At 69.9% G+C, this 17,192-nt stretch carries 15 protein-coding genes; 7 read left to right on the forward strand and 8 right to left on the reverse strand.

Annotation, left to right across the window (positions count from 1 at the left end; all coding sequences use genetic code 11):
* The first annotated feature begins 69 nt into the window (after window positions 1-69).
* The 5 genes from ACIQLD_RS04780 to ACIQLD_RS04800 are packed head-to-tail and all read left to right on the forward strand — an operon-like array spanning window position 70 to window position 5,646.
* Window positions 70-1,500: a hypothetical protein gene (locus tag ACIQLD_RS04780; RefSeq protein WP_402605652.1), complete on the forward strand. Its 1,431-nt coding sequence runs from the start codon at window positions 70-72 to the stop codon at window positions 1,498-1,500.
* Window positions 1,497-2,138, forward strand: a complete 642-nt coding sequence (locus tag ACIQLD_RS04785; protein WP_402605655.1) for a DUF4129 domain-containing protein — start codon at window positions 1,497-1,499, stop codon at window positions 2,136-2,138. The genes ACIQLD_RS04780 and ACIQLD_RS04785 overlap by 4 nt, the downstream gene beginning before the upstream one ends.
* Window positions 2,135-3,370: a DUF4350 domain-containing protein gene (locus ACIQLD_RS04790; protein ID WP_402605658.1), complete on the forward strand. Its 1,236-nt coding sequence runs from the start codon at window positions 2,135-2,137 to the stop codon at window positions 3,368-3,370. Before ACIQLD_RS04785 ends, ACIQLD_RS04790 begins: the two co-directional genes overlap by 4 nt.
* A 44-nt stretch (window positions 3,371-3,414) precedes the next feature.
* Entirely contained in the window at window positions 3,415-4,338 is a 924-nt protein-coding gene (locus ACIQLD_RS04795) for a MoxR family ATPase (RefSeq protein ID WP_208323723.1), read from the forward strand.
* Complete coding sequence (locus ACIQLD_RS04800; protein ID WP_402605661.1) at window positions 4,339-5,646, forward strand: DUF58 domain-containing protein; 1,308 nt, start codon at window positions 4,339-4,341, stop codon at window positions 5,644-5,646.
* A gap of 24 nt (window positions 5,647-5,670) precedes the next feature.
* Here the strand turns inward: ACIQLD_RS04800 and ACIQLD_RS04805 are convergent, their stop codons facing one another.
* Window positions 5,671-6,663: a stage II sporulation protein M gene (locus ACIQLD_RS04805; protein ID WP_402605663.1), complete on the reverse strand. Its 993-nt coding sequence runs from the start codon at window positions 6,661-6,663 to the stop codon at window positions 5,671-5,673.
* A 16-nt stretch (window positions 6,664-6,679) separates the two neighbouring features.
* On the opposite strand from ACIQLD_RS04805, the gene ACIQLD_RS04810 reads away from it, so the two are divergent.
* Window positions 6,680-7,489 carry an RDD family protein gene (locus ACIQLD_RS04810; RefSeq protein WP_402605666.1) on the forward strand — a complete coding sequence of 270 codons (810 nt, stop codon included), beginning with the start codon at window positions 6,680-6,682 and terminating at the stop codon, window positions 7,487-7,489.
* Window positions 7,490-7,506: 17 nt separating this feature from the next.
* On the opposite strand, the gene ahcY is transcribed toward ACIQLD_RS04810, so the two are convergent.
* The 5 genes from ahcY to ACIQLD_RS04835 form a co-directional block, all read right to left on the reverse strand.
* Window positions 7,507-8,952 carry an adenosylhomocysteinase gene (gene ahcY / locus ACIQLD_RS04815; protein ID WP_402605669.1) on the reverse strand — a complete coding sequence of 482 codons (1,446 nt, stop codon included), beginning with the start codon at window positions 8,950-8,952 and terminating at the stop codon, window positions 7,507-7,509.
* Window positions 8,953-8,995: 43 nt separating this feature from the next.
* Entirely contained in the window at window positions 8,996-10,210 is a 1,215-nt protein-coding gene (locus tag ACIQLD_RS04820; protein ID WP_402605672.1) for an ABC transporter permease, read from the reverse strand.
* Window positions 10,207-10,959, reverse strand: a complete 753-nt coding sequence (locus ACIQLD_RS04825) for an ABC transporter ATP-binding protein (protein WP_402605674.1) — start codon at window positions 10,957-10,959, stop codon at window positions 10,207-10,209. Before ACIQLD_RS04825 ends, ACIQLD_RS04820 begins: the two co-directional genes overlap by 4 nt.
* Window positions 10,956-11,882 carry an efflux RND transporter periplasmic adaptor subunit gene (locus tag ACIQLD_RS04830; protein ID WP_402605677.1) on the reverse strand — a complete coding sequence of 309 codons (927 nt, stop codon included), beginning with the start codon at window positions 11,880-11,882 and terminating at the stop codon, window positions 10,956-10,958. The genes ACIQLD_RS04825 and ACIQLD_RS04830 overlap by 4 nt, the downstream gene beginning before the upstream one ends.
* A 100-nt stretch (window positions 11,883-11,982) precedes the next feature.
* Window positions 11,983-12,189 carry a DUF3499 family protein gene (locus tag ACIQLD_RS04835; RefSeq protein WP_021199833.1) on the reverse strand — a complete coding sequence of 69 codons (207 nt, stop codon included), beginning with the start codon at window positions 12,187-12,189 and terminating at the stop codon, window positions 11,983-11,985.
* 78 nt (window positions 12,190-12,267) lie between these two features.
* Here ACIQLD_RS04835 and ACIQLD_RS04840 point away from each other — a divergent pair, with 78 nt between their 5' ends.
* On the forward strand, window positions 12,268-12,696 hold the full coding sequence (locus tag ACIQLD_RS04840; protein ID WP_402605679.1) for a metallopeptidase family protein: 429 nt from the start codon (window positions 12,268-12,270) through the stop codon (window positions 12,694-12,696).
* Between the two features lie 30 nt (window positions 12,697-12,726).
* Here the strand turns inward: ACIQLD_RS04840 and ACIQLD_RS04845 are convergent, their stop codons facing one another.
* Both ACIQLD_RS04845 and ACIQLD_RS04850 read right to left on the reverse strand, forming a co-directional pair.
* Window positions 12,727-14,112, reverse strand: coding sequence for a DUF5719 family protein (locus ACIQLD_RS04845; protein ID WP_402605681.1), 1,386 nt, complete (start codon window positions 14,110-14,112; stop codon window positions 12,727-12,729).
* A complete protein-coding gene (locus ACIQLD_RS04850; protein ID WP_402605683.1) occupies window positions 14,109-17,120 on the reverse strand; it encodes a glycosyltransferase in 3,012 nt (1,003 codons plus the stop codon). Before ACIQLD_RS04850 ends, ACIQLD_RS04845 begins: the two co-directional genes overlap by 4 nt.
* Window positions 17,121-17,192 lie beyond the last annotated feature (72 nt).

The raw sequence follows: 17,192 nt of genomic DNA on the forward strand, positions 1-17,192 counted from the left end.
TGTGAGGGATATGACGCACCGCACGAGGGATATGACACGATGGGAGCGCACGATGGAGAGGGAGTGCCTGTGACCGGACAGACGTGGACGCCTGCCCCGAAGAAGGGCATCATCCCCCTTCATCCGCTCTCCTTCGGAATGCTGCTGGGAAAGGCCTTCGCCGCACTCCGGCACAACCCGAAGGTGCTCTTCGGCTTCGCCGTGGTCATCCAGCTCGTCGTGGTGGTCGTCACCGCCGTGGTCATGGGCGTCGTCTTCTTCACGACGTTCAGCCGCCTGGAGACCGTCTCCCCTTCTTCTCCGGACTTCGAAGCGGTGATGGCGGGGACCATCGCAGTGAACCTGATCGCCGGGCTCGCCGTGGGAGTCGCCTCGATCGCCTTCACAGCGATGATGCAAGGCGTCGTCGCCGCGGAGATCGGCTATGCCGCGATCGGGGTGAAGGCGACGCTGCGGATGCTGTGGCGCCGGATGGCACCGGCCTTCTGGCGACTCGCCGGCTTCGCCTCGCTATCCGTCGCGGCCGTGTTCGGCATCTTCATCATCGCCGCCGTCATCATCGCCGCCTTCATCGCCGGCGGCATGGGCGGGAGCGCCGAGATGGTCGGCGTCGTCGTGCTCGTGGTGATCTTCATCGTCCTCGCCTGCATCCCGCTGGCGGTGTGGCTCACCACGAAGCTGCTGCTCGTACCGTCGATCCTGGTCCTCGAGCGTGCACGTTTCCGAGACGCTTTCGTCCGCTCCTGGAGGCTCACGCGGGGGCGCTTCTGGGTCGCGTTCGGAGTGACCTTCCTCATCAGTGCGATCATGGGCATCGCAGCCCAGGTCGTCAGCGTCCCCGCCACACTGCTCGGCTCTCTCCTCGGCTCGGTCGTCGCGCCGACGGGAGCGGAGGACCCGAGTGCCGTGGTGGCCTTCATCGTGACTCTGATCGCCCCGCAGATCCTGCTCCTCGTGATCCAGGCGATCACCCTCGTGGTCCAGAGCACCGGATCGGCACTCGTCTACCTCGACTGCCGGATGCGCTACGAGGGGCTGGATCAGACGTTGATCGCGTACGTGGAGCGCCGCGACCTGGGCTGGACCGACGAGCAGCAGGAGGATCCGTTCCGGGTCGACCCGGCGCGGGCCGTCACGTCCGCACCACCACCTCGTCAAGTACCCGAGCACGTGATGATGTCGCAGGGATACGCGTATCCGGCCTACGGTGCACAGCCACCGGTCGGACAACCCGGAGTGCCACAGCCGTACCCCGCACAGTCGTACCCCGCACAGCCCTACCCCGCACAGCCCTACCCCGCACAGGTCCAGCCGGTACAGCCTCCGACGCCGCATGCGACCGGGGCACCCGTTTCCCCGCCTGCGGTCGCGTTCCCGCCACCGCCGCCGCCCGCGCCGACCGGCGCATCGGGCGACTCCGCGATGCCGAGCGGTCCCTCAACCGGGGCTGTACCCGATGACGGCGGATGGGCCGCGCCCGGCGCCGACGGCACCGCATGATCCGACGGTTCGACGATCTGTTCGTCCCCGACGGGGACGAAGCCCGACGCTGGGCGGAGGAAGAGCTCTCCAACCCTCGCTACGCCGACGCGAAGCCCACGTGGTTCGATCTCATGGCGCGTGACATCGGCCGTTTCCTGGCCGACCTGTTCAGCTCCGACAACGGGGCGGGCATCGGACCGTCTGCCCTGATCATCGTCACCGTCATCATCGCGGCCGCGCTGGTCGCCGCCCTCATCATCTGGGGCAGACCGCGCAGCTCTCGCGCGGTCAGGCGGGCAGCGGGAGACCTCCTCGGAGCGGCCGATGACCGCAGCGCGGCGCAACTGAGATCGGATGCCGAGCGGGCCGCGCGCGAACGCGACTGGGACTCCGCGACGATCCTCCGGTACCGGGCGATCGCACGCAGCCTGCGAGAGCGCGATCTGATCGACCCGGCACCGGGTGCGACGGCGCAGTCGATCGCCCGCGATGCGAGCACGGTGTTCGTCGAGGAGGCAGGGGCGATGCGTCGGGCGGCCTCCTCCTTCGACGACGTCCGCTACCTCGGTCACACGGCGAGCGCCGAGACCTATCGGGATCTCGTCGACACCGATGACCGGATCCGCGCACGCCGTCCCGAGGCGGTGTCCGCGTGACCGTGATCGAGCCTGAGCACGCCCTCTCCTCCCCGGCCGCCGCTTCCACGGCTGAACGCCGCCCGAGCCGGGCCAAGACGATCATCGGCTGGGCGATCGTCGCCGCGCTGGTCCTGATCGTCACGGTCGTCGGGCTGCGTGTCGCCGTCACCGCACCCGGCGCGCGCGGCGCTCTCGACCCCGAGGCGCGCGACGACGCCGGTGCCCTGGCGCTCGCGGACATCCTGCGCGATCAAGGCGTCGAGGTCGATGTGCGCCGCTCCCGGGCCGAGGCGCGCGCGGCGATCGACGACAACACCACACTCGTGATGGCCAACCCGTACACCCTCACCGACGAAGCGCTGGAGACGCTCACCGCGCCGGCCGGACGAGTCGTGTTCCTCTCCACGAGCACGCACCTGTTGAACGAGCTCGGCATCGGAGACAACGCCACGGGAACACTGCCGGCGGTGGCTCCTGACTGCGACGTCGCCGAGTTCGCGAAGGTCGGGACCATCCGCGCAGATCGCCTGTTCACCCCGGCAGACGGCGTGCAGGCCTGCTTCGGCGACGACGAGCGCGCGGCCGTACTCGTGGACCGCCGTTCCAGTCCCCAACGCGTGGTCGTGGAGGGCACCAGGCTCTTCAGCAACGCCTATCTCGCCGAGAACGGCAACGCGGCCCTCGGCCTCGCCCTGCTCGGTCAGACCGATCGCGTCGTCTGGTATGTCCCCAGCTTCGCGGACTCCGACATCGAGCCAGAGCCGGTCGACTCACTCGGCAGCCTCACACCGCCCTGGGTCACGCCGGCGATCCTGCTGTTGATCGCGGCGGGGATCGCCACGGCGATCTGGCGCGGTCAACGGTTCGGGCCCCTCGTCGCCGAGACGCTGCCGGTCACCGTGCGAGCGTCGGAGACCATGCACGGACGCGCGCGTCTCACGGCCAGAGCCGCGGATGCACGCCACGCCGCACAGGCGCTCCGCGACGGAACCCAACGCCGACTCGCCCGACGACTCGGACTCGCCGTGCATGCCGGCGCGGACGAGGTCGCAGATGCGGCGTCGGATCGACTGCGGATTCCCCGCGGCACGCTCCAGACGCTGCTCACCGGCCCCCTTCCCGCGGACGACGCAGCTCTGGTCGACCTCGCCAGGCGCCTCGACGAACTCGAGACGGCGGTCGACGACAGCACGCACGCAGACCGATCAGATCCGACCACCCATCCCCGAGAAGCAGAGGGAAACACGTGACCGTTGAGAACCATCCCACCGACGACGCCGCGTTGCGTCAGGCCATGCACCGGGTGCGCACCGAGGTCGACAAGGCGGTCGTGGGCCAGGCCGGCACCGTCACCGGACTGCTCGTGTCGCTCCTCGCCCGAGGCCATGTCCTCCTCGAGGGCGTGCCGGGCGTCGCGAAGACGCTGGTCGTCCGCTCGTTCGCGCGAGCGCTCGGACTCGACACCAAGCGGGTGCAGTTCACTCCCGATCTGATGCCGGGGGATGTCACGGGCTCGCTCGTGTACGACGCACGCACCGGCGAGTTCGACTTCCGTGCAGGCCCGGTCTTCACGAACATCCTGCTCGCGGACGAGATCAACCGCACGCCGCCGAAGACCCAAGCCGCACTCCTGGAGGCCATGGAGGAGCGTCAGGTGTCGGCGGACGGCGTCAGTCGCCCCCTGCCCGACCCGTTCCTGGTCGCGGCGACGCAGAACCCCATCGAGCACGAGGGCACCTATTCGCTGCCCGAGGCACAACTGGACCGCTTCCTGATGAAGCTCGTCGTCGGCATGCCGGAACGCGACGCGGAAGTCTCGGTGCTGCGTCGACACGCCGAGGGCTTCTCGCCCCGGGAGTTGACCGGCGTGGAGGCCGTGGTCACCGCCGATGAGATCCGGGCAGCCCAGCAGGCTGCCGCAGCCGTCGAGGTCACAGACGATGTGCTCGGCTATGTCGTCGATCTCGCTCGGGCGACCCGCCAGTCTCCGTCCGTCGAGCTGGGCGCCAGTCCGCGCGCCTCGACCGGGCTGCTCGCCGCGGCGAAGGCCTGGGCCTGGCTCAACGCCTCGTCCGCGGTGACCCCCGACCACGTGCAGACGATGCTGGTGCCGGTGTGGCGCCACCGCCTCCAGCTGCGGCCCGACGCCCAGATGGAGGGGGTGTCCGCCGACGCGGTGCTCACCTCCGTCGTGCAGCAGACCAGGGTGCCGATCTAGGTGTTCGTCACCGGCCGCCTCGCCGTCGCCCTCGCCGTGGGCGTCATCCCGCTCGTCATCGCCGGACTCGCGGGGTATCCCGCGTACGCGGTCCTCGGTGCCTGGATCGGCTTGTGCGTGCTGCTCGTCGCTCTCGATGCAGCCCTCGCGGCGAGCCCTCGATCGGTCACGGTGAGCCGCAGGGTGCCCGCACGGGTGCGCATCGGGGAGCCGGTCCCGGTGAGCGTGGCCGTGCACAATCACGGCACCAAGACACTGCACGCCCTGCTGCGCGACGCCTGGCAGCCGACGGCAGGGGCGCCGACCGACCGGCAGCGCCTGATCGTCCCGCCGGGTGAGCGCGGTCGTGTCGCGATTCCGCTCCTCCCCCGCCGACGTGGGGAGCTGGTCAGCGAGTTCGTGATGATCCGGTCCCGCGGGCCGCTCGGCATCGCGGGCCGGCAGGCACGGCACTCCGTCCGAGGAGCGATCCGTGTACTCCCGGCCTTCTCCTCTCGCAAGCACCTTCCGTCGCGCCTGGCTCGATTGCGCGAACTGGACGGCAACACGAGTATCCAGGTGCGCGGCCAGGGCACCGAGTTCGACTCGCTGCGCGAGTACGTGCGCGGCGACGACGTGCGCTCGATCGACTGGCGGGCGACCGCCCGTGCGGGAACGACCATGCTGCGCACCTGGCGACCGGAGCGGGACCGTCACGTGGTCATCATCATCGACACGGGGCGCACGGCCGCCGCTCGCGTCGGCGACGGCACACGCGTGGACGCCTCGCTCGAGGCGGCGCTGCTGCTGGCAGCGCTCGCCTCACGCGCCGGTGATCACGTGCACCTGCTCATGTACGACCGAGTGGTGCGCGGACGGGTGACAGGGGTCGACGGTGCCTCGCTGCTTCCGGCGCTCACCGACGCCATGGCACCGGTGCACGCGCGGCTCGTCGACACGGACTGGCATGGTGCATTCGCCGCCGTGCGCGCGCTCACGACCCGCCCCTCGCTGATCGTGGCACTGACGGCGCAGGATGCGGCAGAGTCGGCCCGAGGCTTCCTCGGCGCCTTCCCGAACGCATCCCGCGCGACCACGGTGCTGGTCGGGTCCGTCACAGACGACGGAATCTCCGCCCTCGCACGCCGTCGTGACTCCCGCGAAGACGTGTACCTCGCTGCGGCCGCAGAGCGGACACTCCGTGATGCGGAGAACGTCGCCGACGCGATCCGCAGGGCCGGAGGGGAGGCGATCGCTGCCGACCCGGACGAGCTCCCCCCGCGGATCGCCGACCGCTACCTCGAGTTGAAGGCCGCCGGTCGACTCTGACGCGGCACCGAACGCCGCCGGTCGTCAGCCGACGACCAGGCGCGGGGTGCCCGCTTCGTATTCGACGAGATCGCCGGTCTCACCCGCGCGATGCGCCCGCCCGCCGATCACCAGCATGTAGATGAGGAACACGGCCAGCGCCGCGGCACCGATCCCGATCTTCACCGGCCACGGCAGCGCCCAGCCGGTCACGAAACCCTCGACGAGACCGGCGAGGAAGAGAGCGAAGACCAGCCCCATCGCCACGGTCGCCAGCGCACGCCCCTGCTCGGCGAGCGCTTCTCCTCGCGTGCGGCGCCCGGGGGCGACCCATGCCCAGAAGACGTGCAGACCGGCGGCAGCAGCCACGAAGATGCAGGTCATCTCGAGCATTCCGTGCGGAAGGATGTACAGCACCATGAGGTCGGCCTTGTCATGCGCGGCCATCACGGCCCCGGTGGTGCCGAGCCCCATCGCATTCTGCACGAGCATGTACACCGGCCAGATCCCCGTGACGCCGAAGAGGACGCACTGCATGGCGATCCAGGCGTTGTTCGTCCAGACCATGCCCATGAACACGGCGGCCGGGTTCTCGGTGTAATACCCCGTGAAGCTCTCGTCCGCATACTGTTCGAGGGCCGCGGGCGGCCCCAGGGTCGCCACGAGCGCCGGATCGCTCGCGATCCATGCCGCTGTGCCGACGGCGACCGCGATGAACGAGATCGCGATAGCCAGCGTCGTCCAGCGCAGGCCGTACAGCGCGGCGGGCAGCTGCAGCCGGAAGAACCGGCCGGTCTGGGTGAGGATGCTGTCGGACGCGCCGGTGAGTCGCAGCCGGGCGCGGACCAGGATGGTCGACAGGTACGCGCCCTGTGGCGAGTCTCCGACGGACGTCTTGAGCTCCGCGAGATCAGCGGAGGCCGCGCGGTATCGCACGATGAGCTCGTCAACCCCGTCCCCGTCGAGTCGGGCGCGACTGAGCTGGTCGAGCCGTTCCCATTCGGCGCGGCGTGCATCTGTCAGCGCATCGGCATCCACCTGATTTACTGTACTCATGTCCGTCCCGATCGACGTCTCCGACGAGGTGCTGTCCGGCGAGGCCGTCGCGCTCGACGTGCAGCCCGTCGGGTTCCTGCTGCGGGCGCTCGGTGCGGTGATCGACATGCTCCTCGGGTACGCCGTCTTCATCCTGTGGATCTTCCTGCGCATCTGGCTGCTGGACGCCGGCGTGCTCGACGAGACGACGGACCGCATCGCCGTGGTCTCGGCGTTCGTGGTGAGCTTCGTCGTGCTGCCGATCACGATGGAGGTCGCTTTGAAGGGCCGCAGCCTCGGCAAGCTCGCGGTCGGCGGACGGATCGTGCGCGTGGACGGCGGGGCTGCCGGCTTCCGTCACGCGTTCATCCGCGGTCTGCTCGGGGTGCTCGAGATCTACATGACCTTCGGCGGGATCGCGGTGCTCACCGGCGCGTTCAATGCGAGATCGCAGCGTCTGGGCGACCTCGTCGCCGGAACCTACAGCCAGCGCGTGCGCACACCTGCTCTGATCTCCCACGTCCCCGTGCTTCCGCCACCGCTGGCGGGCTGGGCGCAGATCGCCGATGTCGCCCGCCTCCCCGACCGGCTCGCCCGTCGCATCTCCCAGTTCCTGCTGAGCGCCCCGCGCATGATCCCTGCCGCGCGGGCGCGCGTGGCCCAGGACCTGCTCACCGAAGCGAGCCCGTTCGTCTCTCCCCTGCCCTCGGCGCCGGCAGAGCAGATTCTGATCGGAATCACCGTCCTGCGCCGCGAACGCGAGCGCCGGGCTCTGGAGAACTCCGACCGTCGGGCTGAAAGACTCACCGGCCGTCGCGTCAGCGTGTAGCCGTCCCACGCAGGAACTCAGTAGCGGTAGTGCTCGAGCTTGTACGGGCCTTCCACCGGCACCCCGATGTAGGCGGCCTGCTCGTCGCTGAGCGTGGTCAGCTGCACCCCGAGAGCGTCGAGATGCAGACGCGCGACCTTCTCGTCGAGAGCTTTGGGGAGGACATAGACGCCGGTCGGATAGGCCGCGATGTTCGTGTACAGCTCCAACTGGGCGAGCACCTGGTTGGTGAACGACGCACTCATCACGAATGACGGGTGCCCGGTGGCGTTGCCGAGGTTCATCAGGCGACCTTCGCTGAGCACCAGGACGCTGCGTCCGTTCGGCAGGCGCCACTCGTGCACCTGCGGCTTGATCTCGACCTTCTCCGCGCCCTCGAGCCGCTCGAGACCCGACATGTCGATCTCGTTGTCGAAGTGGCCGACGTTGGCGACGATCGCGAGGTGCTTCAATGCCAGCAGGTGCGCGGTCGTCACCACGTCGCTGTTGCCGGTACCGGTGACCACGATGTCGACCTCCCCTGCCACGTCGAGCAGACGGGCGACCTGGAATCCGTCCATGGCCGCCTGCAGGGCGCAGATCGGGTCGACCTCGCTCACGATCACCCTGGCGCCCTGGCCCCGCAGCGCCTCGGCAGCGCCCTTGCCGACATCTCCATAGCCGCAGACGAAGGCGACCTTGCCCCCGATGAGCACGTCCGTGGCCCGATTGAGTCCGTCGGGAAGCGAATGGCGGATGCCGTACTTGTTGTCGAACTTGCTCTTGGTGACGGAGTCGTTCACGTTGATGGCGGGGAAGAGCAGGTTCCCCGCAGCAGCGAGTTCGTAGAGACGGTGGACACCCGTCGTGGTCTCCTCCGTGACGCCGATCAATCCGGCGGCGAGTTTCGTCCAGCGCTCGGGTGAGGCCGCGAGCGACGCACGCAGCAGGTCGAGGATGACGGAGTACTCCTGTGAATCCGCGGTTGTCGACGCCGGCACGACACCGGACTTCTCGAATTCGACGCCCTTGTGCACGAGCAGCGTCGCATCTCCTCCGTCGTCCAGGATGAGGTTGGGCCCGTCGAAGCCGCTCGACGACCAGTCGAAGATGCGGTCTGTGCAGGCCCAGTACTCCTCGAGCGTCTCGCCCTTCCAGGCGAACACGGGAACTCCCGCCGGGGCGTCGACGCTTCCGTCGGGTCCGACCACGACGGCGGCGGCCGCCTCGTCCTGCGTGGAGAAGATGTTGCAGCTCGCCCACCGCACCTCGGCTCCGAGCTCGACGAGCGTCTCGATGAGCACCGCGGTCTGCACGGTCATGTGAAGCGATCCCGCGATCCTCGCCCCCTTCAGCGGCTGGGCGGGACCGAACTCCTCTCTGAGGGCCATGAGCCCCGGCATCTCATGCTCGGCGAGACGCAGCTGGTGGCGGCCGGCTTCGGCGAGGGACAGATCGGCGACGCGGTAGTCGAGCTCAGTCATGCGGTCATTCTTCCATCGCGCCGGATCCGTTGTCAGGGATGTGTCAGAAACGGATCGCGTCGATCACCTTCACCCGCAGGGCGACGAGCGCGGGGATGAAGCCCGACACCGCACCTACGATCACGGAGGCGAGAAGCCCGATGAGCGCCGCGCGCATCGGGAAGGGGGGAATGTCCTGGATACCGTAGAACAACGAGGTGATGACCCATTCCGAGCGCAGCACCGCGACGACGATCGCGATCCCGATCACGCCGGCCACCGTCGTCGCGACCAGACTCTCCAGGAACACCGCGAAGAAGACACGACCGGAGCTCGCCCCGAAGGCGCGCCGGACACCGATCTCGCGCACGCGCTGGCGCATCGCCACGAGCTGGATGTTGATCAGGCTGAGCGCTCCGAGGGCGAGGATCAGCGCGGCGATCCCTCCGGTGATCATCTCGAAGGTCGCCTGGGCGTCCATCGCGCCGGGCTGCGCCGCCCAGTCCGATCTGTTCACGGTGACTGTCTGTCCCGCGGGCAGGCCCGCCCGGAGGTCCATCGCGAGCACCGGCGCGATCTGATCGACCTGCTCCGTGCCCATCCAGATCTCGTACTGCGTCCAGGCCTCCGTGGGCAACGCGTCCACACGAGCGCGGTACGCGTCGTAGAGCAGATCGACGCGAAGCTCCTCGTCACCGAAGCCCTGGCGCGGCGTGATGCCGATCACCTGATACGTGCCGCCGGCCGCGCCGCTGAGCGTGACGGTCGGATGCTGTGACAGGGGTACACGTCCTAGACGATCCCAGAGGGGCTCGGTGATGACGACGGGAGGCGCCATCGCTTCGAGGTCGGAATCCAGGAACCACCGCCCCTCGAGAAGCCGTTCACGATGGATCTGCGAGAACGCAGGGTCCATGACGCGCGCGGGAACCGGCGCTATGCCGTCGGGGAGCTGCAGGTCGATCGTCAGCCCCTGGGAGATGCGCGCAGTGTGGCTGAACCCGAAGCGTTCGGACACCCGACTGAAGCGGGCATCGAAGTCGTCGGCGTCGACGGGGGTGCCGTCGTCGCTGTTGACGGCGACGACGACGGTCGCCGCACGCCCACCCCACCGGTCGGACTGCTCGGCCTGGAATTGGCGCTGATACTCGGAGAACGCGACCACCGCGGTGAGCGCCCCCACTGACACGGCGATGCCGATCAGGCTGAGCAGCACGCGCAGCTTGTGCACCCGGATCTCGGCCCAGGCATCGGAGAGAGCGCCGAGGAAGCCGGTCATGCGATGACCTCCGGCGGTGCGGAGGGCACCGACGCCGCGAGGGTCGATGCCTCGAACGCGCGGCTGAGGTCGGCGGTCTCCAGTCGGCCGGCATCGAGGCGGTAGTGCCGACGCGCCCGTGCCGCGACATGGAGGTCGTGGGTGATCGTGACGAGCGCGGCGTCGGTCTCGGTCGCCACCTCATCGAGCAGCGACATGACGGAGGCGCCGGTGTCGATGTCGAGCGCGCCCGTCGGCTCGTCGGCGAGGATCAGGACGGGTCGGCGCACCAGCGCCCGCGCGATCGCGACGCGCTGCTGTTCGCCGCCGGAGAGCTTGTCCGCGATCTGCTCGACACGATGCCCGAGGCCGACACGCTCCAGCATGTCGGCGGCGATCTGACGACGGTTCCAGAACATCCGTCCCTTGGCGTGGCCGAGCGGCATCATCACGTTGTCGATCGCGGTGCGCCCGGGAAGGAGGTTGAACTGCTGGAAGACGAAGCCGACGTTGTCCCCGCGCAGACGGTCGAGCCGGCCGGAGCGCATCCGGCGCACCTCGCGTCCTTCGAATGCGACAGAGCCGGAGGTGGGTGCGTCCAGCATGCCCAGGATGTTGAGCAGGGTCGACTTCCCCGATCCCGATCGCCCCACGATCGAGACGTGGTCCCCTGCCCCCACTTCGAGGGTGACGCTGCGGAGGATCTCCAGTCGCGAGTCGTCCGCCAGGAGGACGCTCTTGGAGACGTCGTCGAGCGCGACGAGACTCACCAGTTCATCCCGCTGTCGCACTGCTCCACTCCCGGGGAGACCTCGTAGCAGAACTCCTCGACGGGAGCCACGAAGCCGGGGACGAACTGGCGGATGCCATCGCCCTCGGCGAGCCCCTCCGTCACCTCGACCATGACGCCGTCGTTGACGCCGAGTGTCACGGCCCGCTCCTCGGGGTCGGACCCGTCGCCCGCGTCGACCCAGACCTTGCCGGACCCCGCGCCGCCCTGGACGGCGGTGACCGGGATCACCAGAGCATCGTCGACCTGGCCGAGGGCGAGATCCATCTTCGCGGGGAGTCCGGCGAAGACCGTCTGGTCGACGGGGATGGCGCAGCGCACGTTCGCCGTGCCCTCCGCCGTGACCTGCACCCCGACTCCGGTGCAGGCGAAGGGTGCGGGCCCGCCCGTGATGGTGACCGTCGCCTCGGTCGGCGCGTTGACGAGGCGGTACAGCTGCACGGGGTCGACGGTGGCGAGCAGGTGGTACTTCGCGGGCGTGAGTTTGTACGCCTCGGTACCGACCGTGGTGGCCTGGCCCTTGACGATGGCGAACTCCGAGACGTCGCCGGCCTCCGGGGCGACCACGTCGATGTCCTTCCGCGGTTCTTCCTGGCGAACGGTGTACAGCTTCTGGCCGGCGGCCACCGTCGCGCCTTCGCCCACGTGCACGGCGAGGACGGTGCCGTTGAGCTCGCCGCGGACGACGTACGCGTCATCGCGCGCCACGTTGCCGCTGAGGCTCAGGGCGTTCACGACCGAACCGCGTTCCACCATCACGACCGGATCCGTGATCCCGGCCTCCGGGCTGACGACGCTCTCCGCACGGTCGGGGAAGAAGGCGATCTTGACGAGCGCGGCGGCGCACGCTCCGAAGACCACGATGAGAAGCAGGGGGAAGATCCAGCGACGCCAGACGATCACGAGTGCCTTTCCGGCCGCGCCGCCCTGGCACGCCTGCGGTCAGCGTATCCAGACTTCGGGTCCTCCCCGACGGCTGCGTCCGCGTGTCGACGCACCGATGTCAGGCGCGGAGAGCCTCGTGACGCACGACGAGCCAGCCGGCCGGAACCGAGAGCCGGTCCGCGTGCGGCGAGCACAGATCATGCGCCTGGGGATCGTTCGCGGCGCCGAGCGGGCCGAGAGCCGCCATCTGATCGCCGTAGTCGTAGGTGAGGGTGGCTACGGCCTCGCGCGCGCAGCCGACCTTCGAGCACAGTCGTCCGTCCATCTCCGCCAGCGTACGGTGCGCCCTGACCGAGCGGCGCATGCCGCGCCGGACGAGCCGGGCACCGCCTAGACTTTCGTCATGCCCCGTCGCCGCGCCGCCCACGCTTCCGCAGCGCCTCGGCGCGGTGCACGGCACGGGCGGCACGGGCGTCTCGGCCGCAGCGAGGTCGTGCGGCCGCCGTTGGCTCCGCTCGACGGCCGCCTCGACAGATTCGACCTCACCGTCGGCACCGCCGTGGAGTTCCTGCGCGGCACGTGGCCGGAGTTGCAGGACGTCCGATTCGAGATCGGTGCCATCCCGGGTTTCGACGCGGCGGACGAGGTGCCGCGCTGGTATCTCGACCGGAAGAACCGGCGTATCGTCCTGTTCCGGCTTCCCATCGAGCGTCTCCTGCCCCCGGGGCACGACGATGCCGCCCACCGGCGCATGGCCATCGAGAGCGCGGTTTTCCGGGCAGCGGCGGAGTACGTGGGTCGCGAACCCTGGGATCTCGGCCACGAACACTGACGTGCCGATCGCCGACACACCGTCATCCGATCAGGGATAGACCGTGATCGGCTTCTCTCCGCCGCTGCTCGCCTGAACGGGCAGCACCGCGAGCGCGCCGGGTGCGCTGAGGCTCACCGCTGCATGCACGGGCGCTGTCGTCTGCATCCGATAGGTCGTCCGTCCGGCCACAGCGATGCCGCCGGTCTCCCCGGCGGGAATCACGACCTCCTGGGACTCGCCGCCATCGAGGGGCTCGATCGTGACGGTCGCCGTCTGGTCAGAGGTGTTGGCAAGCTGCAGCCGGGCATCAGGACCGGCTGGCACCGCGAAGACCACGTCGACGTCGATCTCGGGCGCCGGTGTCACCCACGCGAAGTCCGAGTCGAGACCGAAGCCGTCCTGCTGCCGGACCCCGGCGATGAGCGGCACATCGGCTTCGACCTCGACGGTGTACTGACCGGGTTCGAGCCCGGAGAGCGACACCTGAGCGGGAAGATCGGCGTCGACGGGCACGGTGAACTCGTCTGCGGGGCCCGTGGCGCCCTCTGCCTGCACCGTCACCTGGACTCGCGCATCGGCACCGGGGGCGAGAACGCGCAGGACTGCCATCTCCGCGTCGTCGCCGTTGGCTGCGAGAGCCTGCACACCGGTGAACACGAGTTTCTGCTGCGGACCCGCGACCGAGTCCTGGAGATCGATGCCCGCGGGATCGAGTACGCGCACGAGCGAGGACTGGAGAGCGGCTCGCACCGGCGCTCCCACCGCGCTCACCTTCACGACCGGCAGGTCGTTCCCTGCGGCGAACGACGTGAGGGGAAGCGCGGTCTGCGAGCGCGGGGGGACGATCACCGTCCGCGTGCTCCGGGCGGCTCCGTACACCGAGAGGGTCACGGTCGATGGCACCTCGGACGCGTTCGTGAGCGTCACGATGTCCTCGGTGCCGGTGTCGATGCTCCCGCCGATGAGCCACGACTCCAGCCGTGGCACGCCGCAGGGCAGAGCAGCGTATCCCGCGAGGTCGTCCGCCGCGATCGTGACGGACTCGGCGCCCGCGATCAGTGGGGCCGTGCGTCCATCGACCGGACCGGTCAGCAGCTGCGGCCCTTCCGCATCCGGCAGGTCCGTGACGGCGAGACCCTCCGAGACCGGTCTCCCGTCGGTGCCGCCGGTTGTGACGGTCGGTGATGCCGCGGAGAGCATGTCCAGCGGAGCCGACGCGTCACGCCCGAGAGCGCGGAGATCGCCGTTGCAGACGAGGACGCTGTCCCCGGGAACGGGGGTGACCTCGACCTGCGCGGGGTCGTGCTCGACTGTCGGCCACGGGGCGTGCACCGCTGTCGCGACGCCGACCACGCAGGCGGCGATGACGGCGACGCCCGTGATGACGCGGGCACTGGTCGCGGCGACCCGGATCGCACGGTTCCCGCTGCTCATCGGCTCTCCTCCGTCGGTTTCGCGTGTTCGTCGAGGTCCAGCGGCGCGTCGTCCGCTGTCGCGGATGCGGCATCGATCGGTGCCTCGGCGATCGGTGCCAGAGCCTCGTCGTTCAGTGCGGGTGCATCCTGGGGGTCCTCGATCGCGCCGACGGGCGCTTCATCGAGCGGTTCCCTGTCCTCGGCATGCCGTGGCAGGACGATCGGTTCGTCGGGGACCCGACCGACGATCCGCGATTGGGCGCGAGCCGCGCGGCGCGACGCCCGTGTCGGGATCGACAGCAGCAGTGCCGCGAACACGGCCAGCAGCTGCAGGGTGATCACGAGTCGGGCGGTGCCCTGTTGGGTGGATGTCAGCGACGGCTGTTCGGCGGCATCGGCGTCGAGACGCCAGAGCACACCGCGATCGGTGGTGCCCGCATGGACGAGGCCGGCACGCTGATCGATCGAGGCGACCGCCGCGGTGCGGAGAGTCCGTGCCTTGTCCCCCTCGCCGGGAACCTGCGCGACCAGCACATAGCTGATGCCCTCTGCCGCCAACGCCCCAGGAGCGTCGAAGTCGCGGGCCGAGAGAAGGTCCACGGCCAAGCTGGAGATGTCGGCTCCCTGCGGCTCGACAGCGGTGGAGATCATCGTCGACTGCGACCCCAGGGTCTCGCTGGGGCCCCAGGCCACTTCTGCCGCCAGCCCGCCGTCGTTCTGCGGGGTGAGCACGAGGGTCGCGATCGGTCGATCGCCTGCCGCCTGCGCGGCGACGTACGCCGGCAGCGTCGAATCAGGACCGTTCGTGAGCACGGAGCGCCCCATGTGCAGCGCGCTGAGTGCCGGCACCGCGCAGATCGCCAGAGTCGCGGCGGCGACCACGGCGGCGAAGATCCGCAGACGCGGAAGAGTGAGCGCGGTGTCGAGGGTCACGAGCGCTGCGCCGACGACACCGATCCAGGCCAGGCTGAGTCCGGCGCCCGGCCAGATCGCGACCGGGGTTCCCTGGGCGAAGCTGACCGTGATGCCGACCGCGAGGAATGCCGTCGCGAGCCCGGCCATCGCGACCACGAGCAGGGTGACGCCAGCGCGCCAGCGCGGAGCGACCGCCGCGCCGAGAGCGAGCACGGCGATCGGTGCGCACAGCAGCGGTGCCCATGCGGCGATGGGTTGCGGGATGACGTCCATCCAGCCAGCCAGCCCCGCCGTCGGGAAGCCGCCGGCCAGCGCGAGACGCCCGGCGGCGTCCGCCGCCGCCTGAGGTCCTGCCCAGACGAGCCCCGGATCCCCCAAGAGAGCCAACGGCGTGCCGTGGGCGAGCTGCCAGATCACGAGCGGCGCGAACAGGGCGATCGTCGGCACCGGCAGCCAGAGCAGCCGCCCCGCACCCCGGAACTGAGCCGTTCCCAGCACGATCCCCAGGGCGACGATCCACAGCACGGCGAGGGCGGGGGCCAGCGACGGGGCACACGCGACGACGGCGACGAGAAGCAGCGACGCGCTTCCGGCGGCTCCCCAGGACCGGTGGGCGACGACGGCGCTGTGGAAGAGCCAGGGCAGCAGGAGATGAACGAGCACCGCTGACGGGCGTCCGTCGACCAGTGCCGTGAGGAACGTGGGTGCCAATGCCCACGCGACTCCGGCGAAGATGCGGAGCCCCTCGCGATCGGTCACGCGCGTGGCGGCGAACCATCCTCCGAGCACCGCGAGCGGGAGGGCGAGGATCCACAGCAGCACCATCGCGAACGACGGGCCCGCCGGCCAGAGAGACCCGAGGACCGCCACCACGGCGGCGAAGGGATCGGCCGGCCCGACGAGATCGAGGGCGATGTCGCGCGTTCCCCACGCGGCGTCACTCCAGAGGGCGGCGATGGTCTGCCGGAGAGGCAGCAATCCCCCTCCGCCCAGAGTCGGCCACGCCAACAGGGTCGTGAAGGAGGCGATGCTGACGACGAGTGCCGCGAGCACGGCCCAGGCACCGCCGCCGGAGAAGAAGCGCAGTTCGCTGACTGCTCCTCCCTCACTGCCGTGGCCGTCATCCAGACGCCGTCGAAGCTGCGATGATGTCACCCGCAGCGGCGCGATGCTGGCCCAGGTGGAGGTGCGGAACGCCCGGATCGCGGCACGTGAGCGCGCGACGGCACCAAATCGGAACATCGCGGTGAGTGCGGCCCCCCACTCGGGAAGAACAGCCTCGGGACGTTTTCCGACGAGATCGGTGACGGAACGCCACAGCGCCAGGGGCAACAGGCTGAGCCAGTGCAGCGGCACGGTGGCGGCGGGCGCGTACGCCAGACGTCTGTGCAGCTGCGCCAACCGGGTCACGTAGGCGCGACGCGATCGGCCGGACGGCAGCGCAGCAGGACCGCCGGGGGACGCGGAGACCCGCGCGCTCGGCGCGAGGACGACGCGACCGCCTCCGAGGCGGGCGCGGACACCGAGGTCGAGGCCCTCGTCGGCTCCCGCGAGCGCCGGATCCGGTCGGAGGGCATCGCGGACCTCGCCGCGGATGAGCATGCCACGCACGTCGGCACCGAGAGCATCGTCCGAGCGGTCATGCTGTCCTTGGTCGAGCTCGCCGGCCGCGAGTTCGACCGAGCGGCCGAGCGACGTCATCGTGACGCCCAGTGACACGATCTCGCGGTCGTTGTCCGTGGCGACGAGCTTGGGAGCGATGATCGCGGCGGACGGCGAGCGCTCGAGCGTGCCGCTCAGACGCTCCAGCGCGCGGGGATGCGGCGTCGTGTCCTGCGCGAGCAGCCAGAGGGCAGACCCTTCGGGCACGCGAGGTCGGGCGAGCTCCACCGCCTCGGCGAAGGACGTCGAGGCGCGCGCCTCGATGATCCCCTCTACCGTGGCCGCCACGGCCTCGCTCTCGCGCACGGAGGACGCATTGCCGCACACGACGAGGGTCACTGCGGCTGCGGGGGTCGTCTGCGCGCGAAGGGCTTCGAGAGTGCGGAGGAGTTGCGCTCGGGAAGACGATCCAGTGCGCGCGACGATGATGGCGTGAACTCGGGCTGGCATGACGTCGTCAGCCTATGCGCGCGACGGTCTGCGGCCGCGCAGCGGATGCGGCGCGCCCGCGAAGCCGCATCG

The sequence above is a fragment of the Microbacterium sp. NPDC091662 genome (assembly GCF_044756705.1).
Lineage (GTDB): Bacteria > Actinomycetota > Actinomycetes > Actinomycetales > Microbacteriaceae > Microbacterium.

Bases quoted from the DNA above. Each gene is read 5' to 3' on its own strand.
- ACIQLD_RS04785 (WP_402605655.1), top strand. From the start codon at position 1,497: ATGATCCGACGGTTCGACGATCTGTTCGTCCCCGACGGGGACGAAGCC.
- ACIQLD_RS04795 (WP_208323723.1), top strand. From the start codon at position 3,415: ATGCACCGGGTGCGCACCGAGGTCGACAAGGCGGTCGTGGGCCAGGCC.
- ACIQLD_RS04810 (WP_402605666.1), top strand. From the start codon at position 6,680: ATGTCCGTCCCGATCGACGTCTCCGACGAGGTGCTGTCCGGCGAGGCC.
- ahcY (WP_402605669.1), bottom strand. From the start codon at position 8,952: ATGACTGAGCTCGACTACCGCGTCGCCGATCTGTCCCTCGCCGAAGCC.
- ACIQLD_RS04820 (WP_402605672.1), bottom strand. From the start codon at position 10,210: ATGACCGGCTTCCTCGGCGCTCTCTCCGATGCCTGGGCCGAGATCCGG.
- ACIQLD_RS04835 (WP_021199833.1), bottom strand. From the start codon at position 12,189: ATGGACGGACGACTGTGCTCGAAGGTCGGCTGCGCGCGCGAGGCCGTA.
- ACIQLD_RS04840 (WP_402605679.1), top strand. From the start codon at position 12,268: ATGCCCCGTCGCCGCGCCGCCCACGCTTCCGCAGCGCCTCGGCGCGGT.
- ACIQLD_RS04845 (WP_402605681.1), bottom strand. From the start codon at position 14,112: ATGAGCAGCGGGAACCGTGCGATCCGGGTCGCCGCGACCAGTGCCCGC.
- ACIQLD_RS04850 (WP_402605683.1), bottom strand. From the start codon at position 17,120: ATGCCAGCCCGAGTTCACGCCATCATCGTCGCGCGCACTGGATCGTCT.